The sequence below is a fragment of the Acinetobacter sp. GSS19 genome (genome assembly GCF_028621895.1).
GTDB lineage: Bacteria > Pseudomonadota > Gammaproteobacteria > Pseudomonadales > Moraxellaceae > Acinetobacter.
In genome coordinates, this window is sequence record NZ_CP117520.1 from 693,281 (window position 1) to 709,956 (window position 16,676).

General features: G+C 42.2%; 11 protein-coding genes and 1 pseudogene. 10 read left to right on the forward strand and 2 right to left on the reverse strand.

The window, feature by feature from the left end; genetic code table 11:
• Positions 1-930 precede the first annotated feature (930 nt).
• The 10 genes and pseudogenes from sdhC to PGW99_RS03505 all read left to right on the forward strand — a co-directional run.
• The gene (sdhC, locus tag PGW99_RS03460; protein WP_273778717.1) at positions 931-1,329 is read left to right on the forward strand and encodes a succinate dehydrogenase, cytochrome b556 subunit; all 399 of its coding nucleotides are present in this window, start codon (positions 931-933) and stop codon (positions 1,327-1,329) included.
• Positions 1,329-1,694, forward strand: coding sequence for a succinate dehydrogenase, hydrophobic membrane anchor protein (gene sdhD / locus PGW99_RS03465; RefSeq protein WP_273778718.1), 366 nt, complete (start codon positions 1,329-1,331; stop codon positions 1,692-1,694). The genes sdhC and sdhD overlap by 1 nt, the downstream gene beginning before the upstream one ends.
• 12 nt (positions 1,695-1,706) lie before the next feature.
• Positions 1,707-3,542, forward strand: a complete 1,836-nt coding sequence (gene sdhA, locus PGW99_RS03470) for a succinate dehydrogenase flavoprotein subunit (RefSeq protein WP_273778720.1) — start codon at positions 1,707-1,709, stop codon at positions 3,540-3,542.
• 14 nt (positions 3,543-3,556) lie between these two features.
• Complete coding sequence (locus PGW99_RS03475) at positions 3,557-4,267, forward strand: succinate dehydrogenase iron-sulfur subunit (RefSeq protein ID WP_273778721.1); 711 nt, start codon at positions 3,557-3,559, stop codon at positions 4,265-4,267.
• A 565-nt stretch (positions 4,268-4,832) separates the two neighbouring features.
• On the forward strand, positions 4,833-7,673 hold the full coding sequence (locus PGW99_RS03480; protein ID WP_273778722.1) for a 2-oxoglutarate dehydrogenase E1 component: 2,841 nt from the start codon (positions 4,833-4,835) through the stop codon (positions 7,671-7,673).
• Positions 7,673-8,890 (forward strand): 2-oxoglutarate dehydrogenase complex dihydrolipoyllysine-residue succinyltransferase, encoded by a 1,218-nt coding sequence (gene odhB, locus PGW99_RS03485; RefSeq protein WP_273778723.1) that lies wholly within the window; start codon positions 7,673-7,675, stop codon positions 8,888-8,890. The genes PGW99_RS03480 and odhB overlap by 1 nt, the downstream gene beginning before the upstream one ends.
• Before the next feature lie 65 nt (positions 8,891-8,955).
• Positions 8,956-10,389 (forward strand): dihydrolipoyl dehydrogenase, encoded by a 1,434-nt coding sequence (gene lpdA, locus PGW99_RS03490; RefSeq protein WP_273778724.1) that lies wholly within the window; start codon positions 8,956-8,958, stop codon positions 10,387-10,389.
• Positions 10,390-10,570: 181 nt separating this feature from the next.
• Positions 10,571-11,737 (forward strand): ADP-forming succinate--CoA ligase subunit beta, encoded by a 1,167-nt coding sequence (sucC, locus tag PGW99_RS03495; RefSeq protein WP_273778725.1) that lies wholly within the window; start codon positions 10,571-10,573, stop codon positions 11,735-11,737.
• Positions 11,738-11,748: 11 nt separating this feature from the next.
• Entirely contained in the window at positions 11,749-12,639 is an 891-nt protein-coding gene (sucD, locus tag PGW99_RS03500; RefSeq protein ID WP_273778726.1) for a succinate--CoA ligase subunit alpha, read from the forward strand.
• A 487-nt stretch (positions 12,640-13,126) separates the two neighbouring features.
• Positions 13,127-13,546: pseudogene (locus PGW99_RS03505) on the forward strand (hypothetical protein); the annotation flags it as partial.
• An 88-nt stretch (positions 13,547-13,634) separates the two neighbouring features.
• Here PGW99_RS03505 and PGW99_RS03510 read toward each other — a convergent pair.
• Together PGW99_RS03510 and PGW99_RS03515 are read right to left on the reverse strand one after the other, a co-directional pair.
• A complete protein-coding gene (locus PGW99_RS03510; RefSeq protein WP_273778728.1) occupies positions 13,635-14,969 on the reverse strand; it encodes a hemolysin family protein in 1,335 nt (444 codons plus the stop codon).
• Positions 14,970-15,088: 119 nt separating this feature from the next.
• Positions 15,089-16,078 (reverse strand): LysR family transcriptional regulator, encoded by a 990-nt coding sequence (locus PGW99_RS03515; protein WP_273778729.1) that lies wholly within the window; start codon positions 16,076-16,078, stop codon positions 15,089-15,091.
• Positions 16,079-16,676 lie beyond the last annotated feature (598 nt).

Consider the following 16,676-nt stretch of genomic DNA (forward strand, 5'->3'; position numbering starts at 1 on the left):
TCTTGTCTGCTGTTATTGTAAGCAAGTTTTTAGTTTAAAAAACTCTTGTGGTTAAAACCTAATTTATCCTGATGTAAATTTAATTTTTATAAATTTCATAACTTATCGCTATTTTTGTTAAAAAACTGATGTAAATTTGTTCATATTTAAAAAGAATTAGTCGGATGATTTAATGGGTTTGTTTGTATAAAAAATAGCACTAAAAAATAGGCTGATGGAGTAAAAAACAATCAATTTAATGTGTTTTAAGTGGCAGAAAATCACGGATTTGTCGAAAAAATAACAAGTTGATCTGATGTTAATCACAATCTAAGTCATTCTTTCTGCATATGAAAATCACAACCAAATAGCTTTGGTGAATACTGGTTATTTATAATCTAAATAGTTGTGTGGTATTTGGGTGAGTCATCTATCTCTACTTTTAGAGAAACTCAATATGAGGCATTCGGATATTTAATAAAGCATTATTTGTTTGAGGTGGTATCCGTATTCATAGATTGAAACTGTCCTTGCGTGCAGGAGTATATATGTAGTGATCTATAAATTGACCTTATAAAACATCAAACTGAAAACTGCACGAATAACAAGCCTCTAGATAAAAGGCTGACTGAAAGCGTTGATCTTTAGTCTAAAAAAGTGAAAAAATTAATAATACTGAAAAATATTATAAAAAATTAAAATTATCTTTTTAAAATTAATTGCTTAATGTGATTTTTATATCGGTTTTATGTGTTAAAAAAAACAAATACCATAAGAATAATTCTCATTTGCATATTTTTTTGAGCAAAAGCCAAATTCGATAGTTTGTATTTTAATAATCCGCGTTTTATAATTCGATGTCGTTTAAGTTTAGGCATTTGCTTGCCTGACAATGCCAGCGTTCCTTCGAATTAATTCCAACAAACTCCGGATGGAGTTTTTACTTACAGGATGCCCGCTGTGAAAAGCAACAGACCTGTCAATTTGTCCATGGGTCAAGTTTTAGACGTAAACTTAAAATCCCCTGTGGCTATTGCATCAATTCTACACCGTCTTTCAGGTGTCATCGTATTTTTACTCGTACCGGTACTTTTGTGGTTGTTAGACAAATCTTTGTCTTCACCAGAAGGTTTTGCTCAAGTTCAAGAAATCTTCAATGGTTTCGTTGTTCGCTTTATCGTATGGGTATTTGTAGCCGGCTTAATCTATCACTTCATTGCTGGTATCAAGCATTTACTTGCTGATCTTGGCGTTGCTGAAGAGTTAGAAAGTGGCCGTCTTGCAGCTACTATTTCATTGATCTTGTCTGCAATCGGTATTGTTGCAGCATTTGTATGGATTGTACTCTAATGAAAAGTGCTACAGGTTTAACGGGTTCAGGTTCTCGCGATTGGTTTATCCAACGTGTCAGTGCTGTAGTGTTAGCTGTTTATACTGTTGTCGTGTTTGGTTGGATCCTGTTCAATGGCGGATTTAACTACGAGCAATGGTCTGGCTTTATGATGACTTTGCCAATGAAAGTTTTATCTTTGTTGGCTGTCTTATCGCTTGTTGCACACGCTTGGATCGGTATGTGGCAAGTATTCACTGACTACGTGACTACTCGTCAAATGGGTCCTTCAGCTTCAGGTTTACGCCTTGTGCTGACTTCAGCAGTCATTATTGCTGTATTTGCATATGCGATCTGGGCAATCCAGATTTTTTGGGCGAATTGATAGGAAAATATCATGGGCGCGATAACCCCTAAAGAAGATTATTCAAATATTCAAACCCTTACTTTCGATGCAGTCATCGTTGGTGGTGGTGGTTCAGGTATGCGTGCTTCTTACCAACTTGCTCAAGCTGGTTTGAAAGTTGCTGTACTGACCAAGGTATTCCCAACTCGTTCTCATACAGTTGCGGCGCAAGGTGGTATTGGTGCATCTCTTGGTAACATGCAAGAAGATAACTGGCACTATCACTTCTATGACACGGTTAAAGGTTCTGACTGGTTAGGTGACCAGGATGCAATTGAATTCATGTGTCGTGAAGCACCAAAAGTTGTTTATGAGCTTGAACACTTGGGTATGCCATTCGACCGTAACGCAGACGGTACAATTTACCAGCGTCCGTTTGGTGGTCACTCTGCAAACTACGGTGAAAAAGCTGTTCCACGTGCATGTGCAGCAGCTGACCGTACCGGTCATGCATTGCTTCACACGCTTTATCAAAGCAACGTGAAAATGGGTACACAATTCTTCGTGGAATGGATCGCACTTGACTTGATCCGTAACGAAGAAGGTGATGTGCTTGGTGTGACTGCAATCGACCAAGAAACTGGTAACATTGCTGTATTCCAGGCTAAAGCGACCTTATTCGCTACTGGTGGTGCTGGTCGTGTTTACCGTGCTTCTACCAATGCTTATATCAACACTGGTGATGGTCTTGGTATGGCTGCTCGTGCAGGTATTCCATTGCAGGATATGGAGTTCTGGCAATTCCACCCAACGGGTGTTGCGGGCGCGGGTGTACTGTTGACAGAAGGTTGTCGTGGTGAAGGTGGTATCCTTCGTAACGCTTCTGGCGAACCGTTCATGGAACGCTATGCACCAACTTTGAAAGACTTGGCACCACGTGACTTCGTATCACGTTCTATGGACCAAGAGATCAAAGAAGGCCGTGGTTGTGGTCCAAACAAAGATTACATCTTGCTTGATTTGACGCACTTGGGTGCTGATACGATCATGAAACGTCTTCCATCTGTATTTGAGATTGGTAAGAAATTCGCGAACGTAGATTGTACTAAAGAGCCAATTCCTGTAGTACCAACCATCCATTATCAAATGGGCGGTATTCCAACCAATATGCATGGTCAGGTTGTTACCCCAGTTCCTGGTACTGACAACTACACCCAACCTGTAAAAGGTTTCTATGCGATTGGTGAGTGTTCATGTGTGTCTGTACACGGTGCAAACCGTTTAGGTACTAACTCATTGCTTGACCTTGTGGTATTTGGTAAAGCAGCGGGTGAGCACATTGTGGATTACGTGACTAAACATCACGGTGATGATTACGCACCTCTTCCAAATGACGTACTTGAGCAATCGCTTGCACGTATCCGTCGTCTTGAAGAAAACGAAAACGGTGAAAATGCTCAGGAAGTTGCTGATGCTATCCGTGATATCGTTCAAGATCACGCAGGTGTATTCCGTACTGCAGCGTTGCTTGAAAAGGGTGTGAAAGAAATTCTTGCACTTGAGCCACGTGTTCGCAACATTGCATTGAAAGACAAATCTAAAGTCTTTAACACGGCGCGTATCGAAGCGTTAGAAGTTGAAAACTTGTACGAAGTGGCAAAAGCAACGCTTATTTCTGCTGCTGCACGTAAAGAATGTCGTGGTGCGCACACTGTTGTAGATTATGAATTGCCAGCAGATCACCCAACTTATTCTTACGGTCGTCGTGATGATGAGTGGATGAAGCATACTTTATGGTATTCATCTGACAACCATCTTGAGTACAAGCCAGTACGCATGAAGCCGTTGACAGTGGACACTATTCCACCTAAACCACGTACATTCTAATCGGGAGAATTAAGATGAGTAGAGGCACTCGTACCTTTGAAATCTACCGCTATGATCCTGATAAGGATAAAGCACCGTACATGCAAACATTTAAACTTGAGTTAACAGACAAGCATCGTATGTTGCTTGATGCGTTACTTGAGTTGAAAGTTCAAGATGAAACTTTGACATTCCGCCGTTCATGCCGTGAAGGTATTTGTGGTTCTGACGGTGTGAACATCAACGGTAAAAATGGTTTGGCATGTTTGCAAAACCTGAATGATTTGCCTGAGAAAATTGTGATCCGTCCGCTTCCTGGTTTACCAGTGATTAAGGATTTGGTTGTTGATATGAATCAGTTCTATGATCAATATCATAAAATTCAGCCATTCTTGATTAACAACCAGCCAGCGCCAGCAAAAGAGCGTTTACAGTCTCAAGCAGAGCGTGAGCACTTGGATGGTTTGTACGAATGTATTCTTTGCGCATGTTGTTCAACTTCATGCCCATCATTCTGGTGGAACCCTGATAAATTCTTGGGTCCTTCAGCATTGTTGAATGCATACCGTTTCATTATTGACTCTCGTGATTCTGCTACAGCAGAGCGTTTGGCTCGTCTTGACGACCCATTTAGCCTGTTCCGCTGTAAAGGTATCATGAACTGTGTATCAGTATGTCCTAAAGGTCTGAATCCAACAAAAGCAATCGGTCATATCCGTAGCATGTTGCTCGACCAAGCAGGTTAATTTTACTGACCAAAGGGCGTACATCTTTGATGTGCGCTCTTTTTGTTTATTTGCATTTTAATAAATAGGACTTTGGTCTACATTGAATCTAGGATTTAAATCAAGCACCATATTCTATATACTATGCAACTAGTATTTTCTTGTTTTATATGAGGTATATTTTAAAAAAATCTATGCATGAATGAGATCATGTTACGATTTAAAAGACCACTGTACTTATAAAAAGTGGAAGTCTTACCGTATAAATTTTTCATGATTTATCTGGGAAAAACGGTGGTTGAAAATGTCATAAGTCGCTTTAGAAAAGCTAAACCTGAATTAGTTTTTCTAAGACGATTTGCAAAAAATTGCTCGATGATTGTCGAGTAGATTAAGTGAGTGATGATGCCAATGAGGGCGTTATGATTCATTGTAGACACCGAGAATTTCTCGGTGTTGTTATAACGCCCCCATGGTCTGAGCGCCGGATGGGTATTAATGCCATGTTACCAATTTGGCATTATCAATCATGGGTTTGCCAAACAGGCGACCTGTAATGTTTTTGCAATAGGAAATGGGTCCACAAATGCAAGAAGTTGCTGACGCATTGCGTCTTGACACTGAACTTTCCGCTGATAGTGCAGCGTATATTGAAGAGCTTTACGAGCAGTATCTGACTTCTCCAACCTCTGTCGGTGAGGATTGGCGCCAATATTTCGATAAATTCCCAAAAGGTGATCAGCCACACAGCAATGTACGTGAACAGTTCCTTTTGCTTGGTCGCAATTCAAATCGTGTGCAAGCAGTTGTCCAAGGTACAGTAAGTTCTGAGCATGAGCGTCGTCAAATCGGTGTGTTGCAACTGATTGCTGCATACCGTAACCGTGGTCACCAAAAAGCTAAATTGGATCCATTAGGTTTAATGAAGCGTGAAGATGTACCTGATCTTGATTTGGCCTCTCACGGTTTAACTAAATCTGACCTAGATACTGTATTCAATACGGGTAACCTTGCAATCGGTAAGGCAGAAGCAACGCTTGGTGAAATGGTTGAAGCCATGGAGGCGATCTACTGTTCTTCGATCGGTGCTGAATATATGCATATCGTGGACAGTAAAGAAAAGCGCTGGATTCAGCAACGCCTTGAAAGTGCACGTGGTAAGTTTACCTTTACGGCAGAACAGAAAAAGCATTTCCTTGAGCGTTTAACTGCTGCTGAAGGTTTAGAAAAATATCTGGGTAACAAATACGTTGGTGCTAAACGCTTCGGTGTGGAAGGTGGCGAATCTTTCATTCCAATGGTGAATGAAATCATTCAGCGTGCGGGTGCTGTCGGTTGTAAAGAAGTTGTGATCGGTATGCCTCACCGCGGCCGTTTGAACCTTCTTGTGAACATTATGGGTAAAAACCCAGCCGATCTTTTTGGTGAATTTGAAGGCAAATCACTTCATAAGAAAGGTTCAGGTGACGTTAAATACCACCAAGGTTTCTCTTCAAATGTCATGACTCCAGGTGGTGAAGTACACTTGGCGCTTGCATTTAACCCATCACACTTAGAAATCGTAGGACCAGTAGTTGAAGGTTCGGTACGTGCGCGTCAGGTTCGTCGTAAAGATATCGGCGGTGACGATGTATTGCCAATCATTGTGCATGGTGACGCTGCATTTGCAGGTCAGGGTGTGAACCAAGAAACTTTCCAAATGTCACAAACCCGTGGTTATACCGTGGGCGGTACAGTGCATATCGTTGTGAATAACCAAGTGGGCTTCACGACTTCTGATCCACGTGATTCACGTTCTACAGAATATTGTACTGACATTGCGAAAATGATTCAGGCACCTATCTTCCATGTGAATGGTGATGATCCTGAAGCCGTAATTTTTGCAACTCAATTGGCGCATGACTTCCGTCAAGAATTCCGTAAAGATGTTGTCCTTGACTTGATCTGCTACCGTCGTCGTGGTCACAACGAAGCAGATGAGCCATCTGCAACTCAGCCAATGATGTATCAAGTGATTAACAAGAAAGCGACGACTCGTACGCTTTATGCTGATCAATTGGTGCAAGAAAAAGTATTATCACGCGAAGATGCGGATCAAATGGTGGAAAACTACCGTGCCGATCTTGAAGCGGGTAAACACGTTGCCAATGCATTGGTATTAGAACCGAACACCAAAATGTTTGTAGACTGGACACCATATTTGGGTCATGAATATACAGACGTTTGGGATACGACTTTCAGCAAAGATCGTTTAATTGAACTCGGCAAAAAAATGCGCGAGCTTCCAGAAGGCTTTGTGATGCAGCGCCAAGTAGCGAAAGTGATTGACGATCGCTTGAAAATGCAAACCGGTGAAATGCCTTTAAACTGGGGTGCGGCAGAAACGCTTGCTTATGCATCGCTGTTAGATGAAGGTTACCTCGTGCGTTTGACTGGTGAGGACGTTGGTCGTGGTACTTTCTCACACCGTCATGCGAAATTGCATAACCAAGTCGATGGTTCAACCTACATCCCGCTTTGCCATATCAAAGAAAACCAGCCACGTACTGCAATTTATGACTCATTGTTGTCAGAAATGGCGGTCTTGGCATTTGAATATGGTTATGCGACGACGATTCCACACGGTTTGATCATTTGGGAAGCGCAATTTGGTGACTTCGCAAACTGTGCGCAAGTGGTGATTGACCAGTTCATCGCATCGGGTGAAACCAAATGGGAGCGTGTATGTGGTTTGACTATGCTTCTACCACATGGTTTTGAAGGTCAAGGTCCTGAACACTCTTCTGCACGTCTAGAGCGCTTCTTGCAGCTATGTGCTGAAGAAAACATGCAGGTCATGACACCAACGACTCCAGCACAGATTTTCCATGCATTACGTCGTCAGGCGATTCGTCCAATCCGTAAGCCAATGATTATCATGTCACCGAAATCATTGCTTCGTCACAAGCTTGCAACTTCTACACTTGATGAGCTTGCAACTGGTACATTCCAGACAGTGATTGATGAAGTCGATAACATCAACAAGGCAGACGTGACCCGTCTTGTGCTTTGTGGTGGTAAGGTTTACTACGATTTGCTGGAAAAACGTCGTGAACTTGAGCTTAACAATACAGCGATTGTGCGTATTGAGCAGCTTTATCCGTACCCAGAAGAGCGTTTGGCTGAAGTCCTTGCTGCTTATCCGAACGTCAAAGAGCTTGTTTGGACACAAGAAGAGCCGAAAAACCAAGGTGCATGGCTATTCATCGCTCCACGTTTGTATGAAGATGTATTAAAATCTGGTAAACAAATTCGTATCAGCTACGCAGGCCGTGAAGCATCTGCTGCACCTGCATGTGGCTCACCTTATTTGCACGCAAAACAACAAGCTCAGCTTATCAATGATGCACTTGCGATTGTGGCTGAACAATCAGGAGATTCTCAATAATGGCAACCGAAATTAAAGCACCGGTATTCCCAGAGTCTGTTGCAGACGGAACGATTGCAACATGGCATAAAAAAGTGGGTGAACCAGTTTCACGTGACGAAGTGATTTGTGACATCGAAACTGACAAAGTGGTTTTAGAAGTTGTTGCTCCTGCAGATGGTACTTTAAGTGCAATCATCAAAGCTGAAGGCGATACTGTTCTTTCTGACGAAGTGATCGCTCAGTTTGAAGCCGGTGCTGTTTCTGGCGCTGCTCAAACTCAAGCAGTGCAAAGCGCTGAGACTGTTGAATCTGCATCTGCACAAACTCAGGCGGGTAATGCACCTGTTGTTGAGCGTGCTCAACCAGTTCAAGATCAAGCACCTGCAGTGCGCAAAGCATTAACGGAATCTGGTGTTAACCCAGCTGACGTACAAGGCACTGGCCGTGGTGGTCGTATCACTAAAGAAGATGTGGTAAGTCATGCAGCTAAACCTGCTGCCGCTGCTGTAGCGCCTTTAAGCGTAGCAGTCGGTGAGCGTGTTGAAAAACGTGTTCCAATGACTCGTCTTCGTAAGCGTGTTGCTGAACGTCTACTTGCTGCGACTCAAGAAACAGCAATGTTAACGACGTTTAACGAAGTAAACATGAAGCCAATCATGGAAATGCGTGCACAATACAAAGATGCATTTGAAAAACGCCATGGTGCTCGTTTAGGCTTTATGTCTTTCTTTGTTAAAGCTGCGACTGAAGCACTTAAGCGTTACCCAGCTGTAAATGCGTCAATTGATGGCGAAGACATCGTTTATCACGGTTACTACGACATCGGTGTAGCGGTTTCTTCTGACCGTGGTCTAGTGGTTCCTGTATTACGTGATACAGACCGTATGAACTACGCTGAAGTTGAAAATGGCATTCGTGACTACGCTTACAAAGCACGTGACGGTAAACTTGGCATTGAAGACATGACTGGTGGTACGTTCACAATCACCAACGGTGGTACTTTCGGTTCATTGTTATCTACACCAATTTTAAACACGCCACAAACGGCTATTTTGGGTATGCACAAGATCCAAGAGCGTCCAATGGCAGTGAATGGTCAAGTTGAAATCTTACCAATGATGTATCTAGCACTTTCTTATGACCACCGTCTAATCGATGGTAAAGAAGCGGTTGGTTTCTTGGTAACGATCAAAGAATTGCTAGAAGAACCAGCAAAACTTATTCTTGACCTTTAATTTCTGACCATAAAATATTAAAGCCGAGTTAGGGTGATCCTCTAACTTGGCCTTTGGAGATAAAAATGTCTCAGCAATTTGATCTTGTTGTGATTGGCGGTGGCCCAGGTGGTTATGAAGCAGCGATTCGTGCTGCACAGCTTGGCTTTAAAGTTGCGTGTATTGAAAAACGTATTCATAAAGGCAAACCATCTTTAGGCGGTACTTGCTTAAACGTGGGTTGTATCCCATCTAAAGCATTACTTGATTCTTCTCACCGTTATGAAGACACCGTTCACCACTTGGCTGATCATGGTATTACAACGGGTGAAGTGAACTTTGACCTTGCGAAACTTCTTGCTCGTAAAGACAAAGTAGTCGATAACCTAACTGGTGGTGTTGCTCAGTTACTTAAAGGTAACGGCATTGAATGGTTACAAGGTACAGGTAAACTACTTGCTGGCAAAAAAGTTGAATTCACGCCATTCGAAGGTGAAGTTCAAGTTTTAGAACCTAAATACGTGATTCTTGCAACGGGTTCTGTGCCAGTGAACATCCCTGTTGCTCCTGTAGATCAAGACCTGATTGTTGATTCAACTGGCGCGCTTGAATTCCCTGAAGTACCTAAGCGTTTAGGTGTGATCGGTGCAGGTGTGATTGGTCTTGAATTGGGCTCAGTATGGCGTCGTTTAGGTGCAGAAGTTGTGGTATTTGAAGCAATGGATGCTTTTTTGCCAATGGCAGACAAAGCTCTTGCGAAAGAATTCCAAAAACTGCTTACTAAACAAGGTCTTGATATCCGTGTTGGTGCGAAAGTTTCTGGCACGGAAATTAACGGTCGTGAAGTGACAGTTAAATATACCCAAGGTGGTGAAGACAAAGCACAAACTTTTGACAAGTTAATCGTTTGTGTGGGGCGTAAAGCCTATGCTGAAGGTCTATTGGCTGAAGATTCAGGCATTAAATTGACTGAACGTGGTTTAGTTGAAGTAAATGATTGGTGTGCAACTTCTGTTGAAGGTGTATATGCGATCGGTGACTTGGTTCGTGGTCCAATGCTTGCCCATAAAGCTATGGAAGAAGGCGTGATGGTGGCTGAACGTATGCATGGCCATGCTGCGCAAATCAACTACGACACCATCATTTCAGTAATCTATACTCACCCTGAAGCAGCATGGGTTGGTTTGACAGAAGAAGCAGCAAAAGAAAAAGGCCACGAAGTGAAAACTGGTCAATTCCCATTTGCTGTGAATGGTCGTGCACTTGCTGCGAATGAAGCGGCTGGTTTTGTGAAGTTTGTTGCTGATGCGAAAACTGACCGTCTGTTAGGTATGCATGTGATTGGCCCAGGTGCTTCTGACATCGTACACCAAGGCATGATCGCACTTGAGTTTGTATCAAGTGTTGAAGACTTACAGTTGATGACGTTTGGTCACCCAACTTACTCTGAAGTGGTACATGAAGCTGCACTGGCAGTAGACGGCCGCGCGATTCACGCGATCCAGCGTAAGCGCAAGTAAGAGAAACTCAAAAAAAAGAGCGGTTTATACCGCTCTTTTTTATTTTGAGTTGTTGTAATTGTTTGAATAATCCTCTAAAAATAACGATAAAGCTATTAAATAAATACCAATATGCAAGACGATGGATGTTTAAGTATTGGTAACTACATAACAAAGCGACAAGTAAAAAAAAGGTACCTTCATGAATCTGCACGAATATCAGGCCAAAGCCCTGCTTAAAAAATATGGAATGCCAGTGCAACAAGGCATTATCGCCAATACGCCGAAAGAAGCTGTCCATGCTTATGAACAATTGGGACATAAATTTGCAGTAGTGAAAGCTCAGGTCCATGCGGGTGGACGTGGTAAGGCAGGTGGAGTAAAAGTTGTAAGTTCCAAAGACGAAGTCTTTGATGTGGCAAAATCATTAATCGGTAACCGCTTGGTGACTTATCAAACCGATGCTCATGGCCAGCCTGTTAATAGCATCTTGATTTGTGAAGATGTCTATCCTGTGGAGCGCGAACTTTATCTTGGTGCAGTGGTAGACCGTTCTACACGTCGTATTACGTTTATGGTTTCTACGGAAGGTGGCGTAGAGATCGAAAAAGTCGCCGAAGAGACGCCAGAAAAAATTTTAAAGGTGAGCATCGATCCTTTAGTGGGCTTGTTGCCGTTTCAGGCGCGGGATTTAGCCTTTTCCTTAGGTTTAAAAGATAAGCAAGTGAATCAGTTTGTTAAAGTCATGACCAGTGCTTATCAAGCCTTTGTTGAGAATGATTTTGCACTGTTCGAAATTAATCCACTCTCGATCCGGGAAAATGGTGACATCTTATGTGTGGACGCCAAAATCGGGATTGACTCTAATGCCTTGTATCGTTTGCCAGAAATTGTTGAGTTGCGTGATAAGTCACAAGAAAATGATCGAGAACTTAAAGCATCAGAGTTTGATCTGAACTATGTTGCACTCGAAGGTAATATTGGTTGTATGGTTAATGGTGCAGGTTTGGCGATGGCGACCATGGACATTATCAAGCTTTATGGTGGACAACCTGCAAACTTTTTGGATGTGGGTGGGGGAGCGACGAAACAACGTGTGATTGAGGCATTTAAGATCATTTTATCGGACCACTCAGTACAAGCGGTGCTGATCAATATTTTTGGTGGTATTGTCCGTTGTGACATGATTGCTGAGGCTATTATTGCTGCCGTACAGGAAGTGAATGTGACCATCCCTGTGGTGGTACGTTTGGAAGGGAATAATGCTGAATTAGGTGCTAAATTGTTGGATGAATCTGGATTGACGCTCATCTCTGCACAAGGCTTAGCAGATGCAGCAGAAAAAGTTGTAGCAGCAGTGAAGGCATAAGGAGATCAATCATGAGCGTACTCATTAATAAAGACACGAAGGTTCTGGTTCAAGGCTTCACTGGAAAAAATGGGACTTTCCATTCCGAACAGGCTATCGCTTATGGTACCAAAGTGGTCGGCGGGGTCACTCCGGGTAAAGGTGATCACTTACATTTAGGATTACCCGTATTTAACTCGATGAAAGAAGCTGTTCGAGAAACTGCTGCAGATGCTTCAGTGATTTATGTTCCTGCCCCTTTTGTGCTGGATTCCATCGTTGAAGCAGTTGATGCAGGTATTGGCCTGATCGTGGTGATTACTGAGGGTGTACCGACCCTGGATATGTTGAAGGCCAAGCGTTATCTGGAAACCAATGGCAATGGCACACGTTTAGTTGGACCAAACTGTCCAGGCGTGATTACACCGGGCGAATGTAAAATTGGCATTATGCCAGGGCATATTCATCAGCCGGGTCGAGTTGGAATCATATCCCGTTCGGGTACTCTAACCTATGAAGCTGTCTCACAAACGACCAAATTGGGTTTAGGGCAATCGACTTGTATTGGTATTGGGGGAGATCCTATTCCGGGAATGAACCAGATTGATGCGCTAAAACTATTCCAAAATGATCCAGACACTGATGCCATCATCATGATCGGTGAGATTGGTGGAACTGCGGAAGAAGAAGCTGCAGAGTTTATCCAATCAGAAGTGACCAAGCCGGTCGTTGGGTATATTGCGGGAGTAACAGCACCTAAAGGCAAGCGCATGGGGCATGCGGGTGCAATAATTTCTGGGGGAAAAGGCACGGCAGAAGAAAAATTTGCCGCTTTTGAGAGAGCAGGAATTGCTTATACTCGTAGTCCAGCTGAAATTGGATCGGCCATGTTACAAGTGATGAAGCAAAAAGGTCTGGTTTAAAGTAGTTGCTTTATAAAGCTCCCTCGGGAGCTTTTATATTTCCTGATAACTTGTAATAAACGCGCTTTACAGAAACATAAATTTTAGATAAAAAAATACGCAATGATTGGGGTGATCATTGCGTAGAACAACGAATCTGCTTTCACAGATCGGTTAAGGAGAAATGTCATTCGCTCAGAAGAGTTCCTGAACATGTAATTATCATAAGCTGAGTTGAGACCTCGTTCATGATGCTTCAGGTAAGTAAGTGTTAATTCGTGTTAAATGCTGCTTAGTATTGTAATTTTCTCGGATTTTTTAGTTTTAGTGATCCGTTTCGTTCACTCAAGCTTGTATCTGTTGTGCTTTGAAGAGATAAGCAAAGCTTTCTCTGTAAGGCTGTGTCACAATAGAGTGAGTTAAAATTTGCTGTGGAAACATTATGTCATCGCTATCAGTGCAAGAGCATCTTCACCAACTTAAGCAGGTAGATTTAACTGCAGAGCCCAATAAGCTGATTCGCGAAGGAGGTAAGCAGGGGCGTCAAGAGGCACACAAAAATGCTTTGGTGGCGCTGCATCAGGCATTTGAGCAGAATTTTGTTGAAGCTGTGTGTTTAGCTTTGGGCTTAAATGAGGCACAGGCTAAAAAGATCCGTTATAAAAAAGACCGGGTCCGGATTTTAAAAGCTAAAGGAATTGACTATCTTGCAGTAGATGGGGCTGAAACGGCACAAGTCTTGTCGCAGATTGCTCAAGCGATTAGTCGCGAAGATGCAATCGTAACGCATGATTTGCATGATATTTTCCCTTTCTGGAAAGAAGGCTGGCCGATGGTTCAGTTTGACAATGCTTATAAAATTCTGGCGGAAGATATCACTATTCATTATCAGATGATGTTAGATAGACTGCTGGATGAAACTGCATAAAAGAGCCTTCGGGCTCTTTTTTTATTGAGTAGCATTGCCAGAATTTTACTTTAGATCATCTCTAGCGATTATCTTTTGGATGAATAGATCATTGGGTATTGGCTGAATCAGTCTCTATTAGGCGTTGATTTTCATCAAATAGACGAGTGACAAGGAGTTGGTCAATTTTGAAATGATCGACATCGACTACTTCAAATTTATAGTTGCTATACACGACCGTATCTGCCGGACGGGGAATTTTACGCAGCTGATACATCATAAAACCGGCCAGGGTCTCATAGTTTTCATCATCTGGCATTTCATCAATTTCGAGGGCATGTTTGAGGTCTTCAATTGGTGTACTGCCATCAATCAGCCAAGAATTGCTATCTCGTTTAATGATCTGCTGTTCTTCTTCAATCTGAACGACCCAATCGCCCATCACAGTAATCATGATATCGGATAAGGTAATGACACCGACGACGAGGGCATATTCGTTAATCACCACCGCGAATTTTTCCTTGGTAGAGCGAAAACGGTCCAGTAATTCGGACAACGTTAAGGTGTCAGGAATAGTCAGTACAGTACGAATGGTACTTTCATTTAATTGTAGCAGGGACTGATTGTTTAAAATTCTCACCAAAATATCTTTGGCATCGACATAGCCAATCACCTGATCAATGGTTTCGTTACATACCACAAATTTGGAATAGGGATATTCAGCCAATTTTTGTCGAATACTGGCCTCTGACTCTTTTAATGTAAAGAATACAACATTTTCACGTGTGGTCATGCTTGAAGGAACTGTACGTTCTTCTAGTTCAAAAACGTTTTCGATAAAGTGATGTTCTTGTTTCTGTAACACACCAGCCTGTGCACCAGCATCCATGACTGCCGAGATATCATCGAAAGTAATATTGTCTTCGCGAGTAGTATTGACCTTAAACAAACGGAAAAGGATGTTGGCTATCGCATTGATAAACCAAGCCAGTGGTTTACAAACTTTGATAAACACCTGGATGGGGTTAATCACGCTCACGGCAATTCGTTCGGGGGCAATCATGGCCAAGCGTTTCGGCATCAAGTCGGCGAACAAAATAAACAATGAGGTGACAAAGGTGAAAGATAAGCTGAAGCCAATGGTTTCAGCCCATGGACCTTGATAAAAACCTTGGACGATACTGACAAAATAGGGGCGGAAAGCTGCTTCACCTAAAATACCACCGAGAATTGCAATTGCATTCAGGCCAATTTGAGAGGCAGCAAAAAAATCGGCAGAATTTTCCTGAAGGTCCAAGACTTTCTGTGCACGTTCTTCACCCGATTCAGCGAGGATTTTAAGTTTTACTTTGCGTGCGCCTGCTAAGGCAATTTCAGTGAGAGAAAGAAAGCCTGCCCCAATAATGAGTAAGACGATAATAAGAAAATTTTGAAAGAGACTCACAATTCACCTGTGGTTCGTCATTATTTTGGAATCATTTTTTAGATAAAGGCTTAGGAAACAGATCATTTCCTAAGCTTAGTATAAGCATGAAGTGAGATTATTTTAACAGGTGGTGTGCCTTAGTACTGTGAAAATTGTGAATTGTTCAGTAGGAATTCACGATTTTCTTCCTCGATCATCTGCCGAGCGACATATAAAATGAGCTGACGTAACCAGCGATGCGCAGGATGATGATGCAGCAGCGGACACCAAGCCATTTTTAATTCAAACTCAGGAATATAAAACGGAGGATCCTTAATCATCAAATTCTGGTTCTTGGCTTGTAAGCGGGCAATTCGTGTGGGTAGGGTCGCTATCAGATCAACATTTGAGGCCAATAAGCCTGGCATTTGATAATGACGGGTAAAAACGGAAATTTTACGCTTCTGGCCAATCCGTTCGAGTGCCTGGTCAATCCAACCCAAACCGGCTTGTTTTTCAGGATTAACCCCAAAACCAACCCCCATCCCTGTTTTAGAGACCCAGATGTGTTGGGCATCTAGATAACTTTTCAAGTTGAGGTTATTCACTGCAGGGTGTTTGTTGTTGAGCAGGCAAGAAAAACTGTCGCGCCAAACCAAAACTTGGTGGAAGCTCTGTGGTATTTCGTTAAAACGGTTGATTGCTAAGTCCACTTTACCCTGTTCCATATCACGATAGGACACGTCACTTGGGGTTAAAAAGTCCAGCACAACATTTGGGGCTTCAGAACGCAAAGCCTTAACTAGACGCGGAACTAAGGTTGCTTCTGCATAGTCCGAAGTCATGATACGGAACACGCGGTTGCTGGTATATGGTCTAAATTCTGTGCGTGGCTCCAGAATCATTGAGAGATCAGAAAGTGCATCGCGAATCCGTGGCTGTAGTTCCAAGGCACGTTCAGTTGGTGTCATGCCTTCGGATGAGCGGATCAATAACGGATCATTAAATAGATTACGCAAACGGCGTAAAATATTACTCATAGCCGGTTGTGTCACACCGAGTTGTTCTGCAGCACGAGTGACATTTTTTTCACGAAGAAGGACATCAAGATAAATTAATAGGTTGAGATCGACCCGCTCCAGATTCATAAAAAAAATACCGAGAATAAAATCGTGAAATTATGTCGAATTATGCCACAGTTCCACAAGCTTGTGTAAGAGCACCAAGAAAAAACCGTGCTTATTTCATTGAAAATACTACTTAGGGAAGTGGAGCGCAGGTAGAGAGGTGAGGCGTGAAACCCAACTTGTTTTTTATGATCTACAGCATGTTTATTCTAACGGAGATTGTGAACTAAAATTCAGTGAATGCATGATTATTGGCGAATATTTGTTCGTATGGATAAGGTAAGATATATAGTTTTTGATTATTAAATAGGCGTTTGAAAAGACTTTAGAGGCTGTGAAAAGACCTTAATTTTCCCTGTTCAACGTTAGAAAAAAGGTTTTTTCTAGCAGACAAGACTTAAGTCTAATGAGGAAAAAACAGCAAAATGTTGAAATTGTAAACAAAGATTTATTTAACTATATTTAATAAAAACAAATACTTGTTTAATTTTATTTGAATTATTATAAGACTTTGATCTACATATTTTTTCAAGAAATACCGAGAATCATCGGAGAATATTGGATAAAAAAAAATAACCCATCTAAGCTGTGATTATCGTAACGAAGCGCTCTAAATCTG

Bases quoted from the DNA above. Each gene is read 5' to 3' on its own strand.
- PGW99_RS03475 (WP_273778721.1), top strand. From the start codon at position 3,557: ATGAGTAGAGGCACTCGTACCTTTGAAATCTACCGCTATGATCCTGAT.
- odhB (WP_273778723.1), top strand. From the start codon at position 7,673: ATGGCAACCGAAATTAAAGCACCGGTATTCCCAGAGTCTGTTGCAGAC.
- sdhA (WP_273778720.1), top strand. From the start codon at position 1,707: ATGGGCGCGATAACCCCTAAAGAAGATTATTCAAATATTCAAACCCTT.
- PGW99_RS03515 (WP_273778729.1), bottom strand. From the start codon at position 16,078: ATGAATCTGGAGCGGGTCGATCTCAACCTATTAATTTATCTTGATGTC.
- sucC (WP_273778725.1), top strand. From the start codon at position 10,571: ATGAATCTGCACGAATATCAGGCCAAAGCCCTGCTTAAAAAATATGGA.
- lpdA (WP_273778724.1), top strand. From the start codon at position 8,956: ATGTCTCAGCAATTTGATCTTGTTGTGATTGGCGGTGGCCCAGGTGGT.
- sdhC (WP_273778717.1), top strand. From the start codon at position 931: ATGCCCGCTGTGAAAAGCAACAGACCTGTCAATTTGTCCATGGGTCAA.
- PGW99_RS03480 (WP_273778722.1), top strand. From the start codon at position 4,833: ATGCAAGAAGTTGCTGACGCATTGCGTCTTGACACTGAACTTTCCGCT.
- sucD (WP_273778726.1), top strand. From the start codon at position 11,749: ATGAGCGTACTCATTAATAAAGACACGAAGGTTCTGGTTCAAGGCTTC.
- sdhD (WP_273778718.1), top strand. From the start codon at position 1,329: ATGAAAAGTGCTACAGGTTTAACGGGTTCAGGTTCTCGCGATTGGTTT.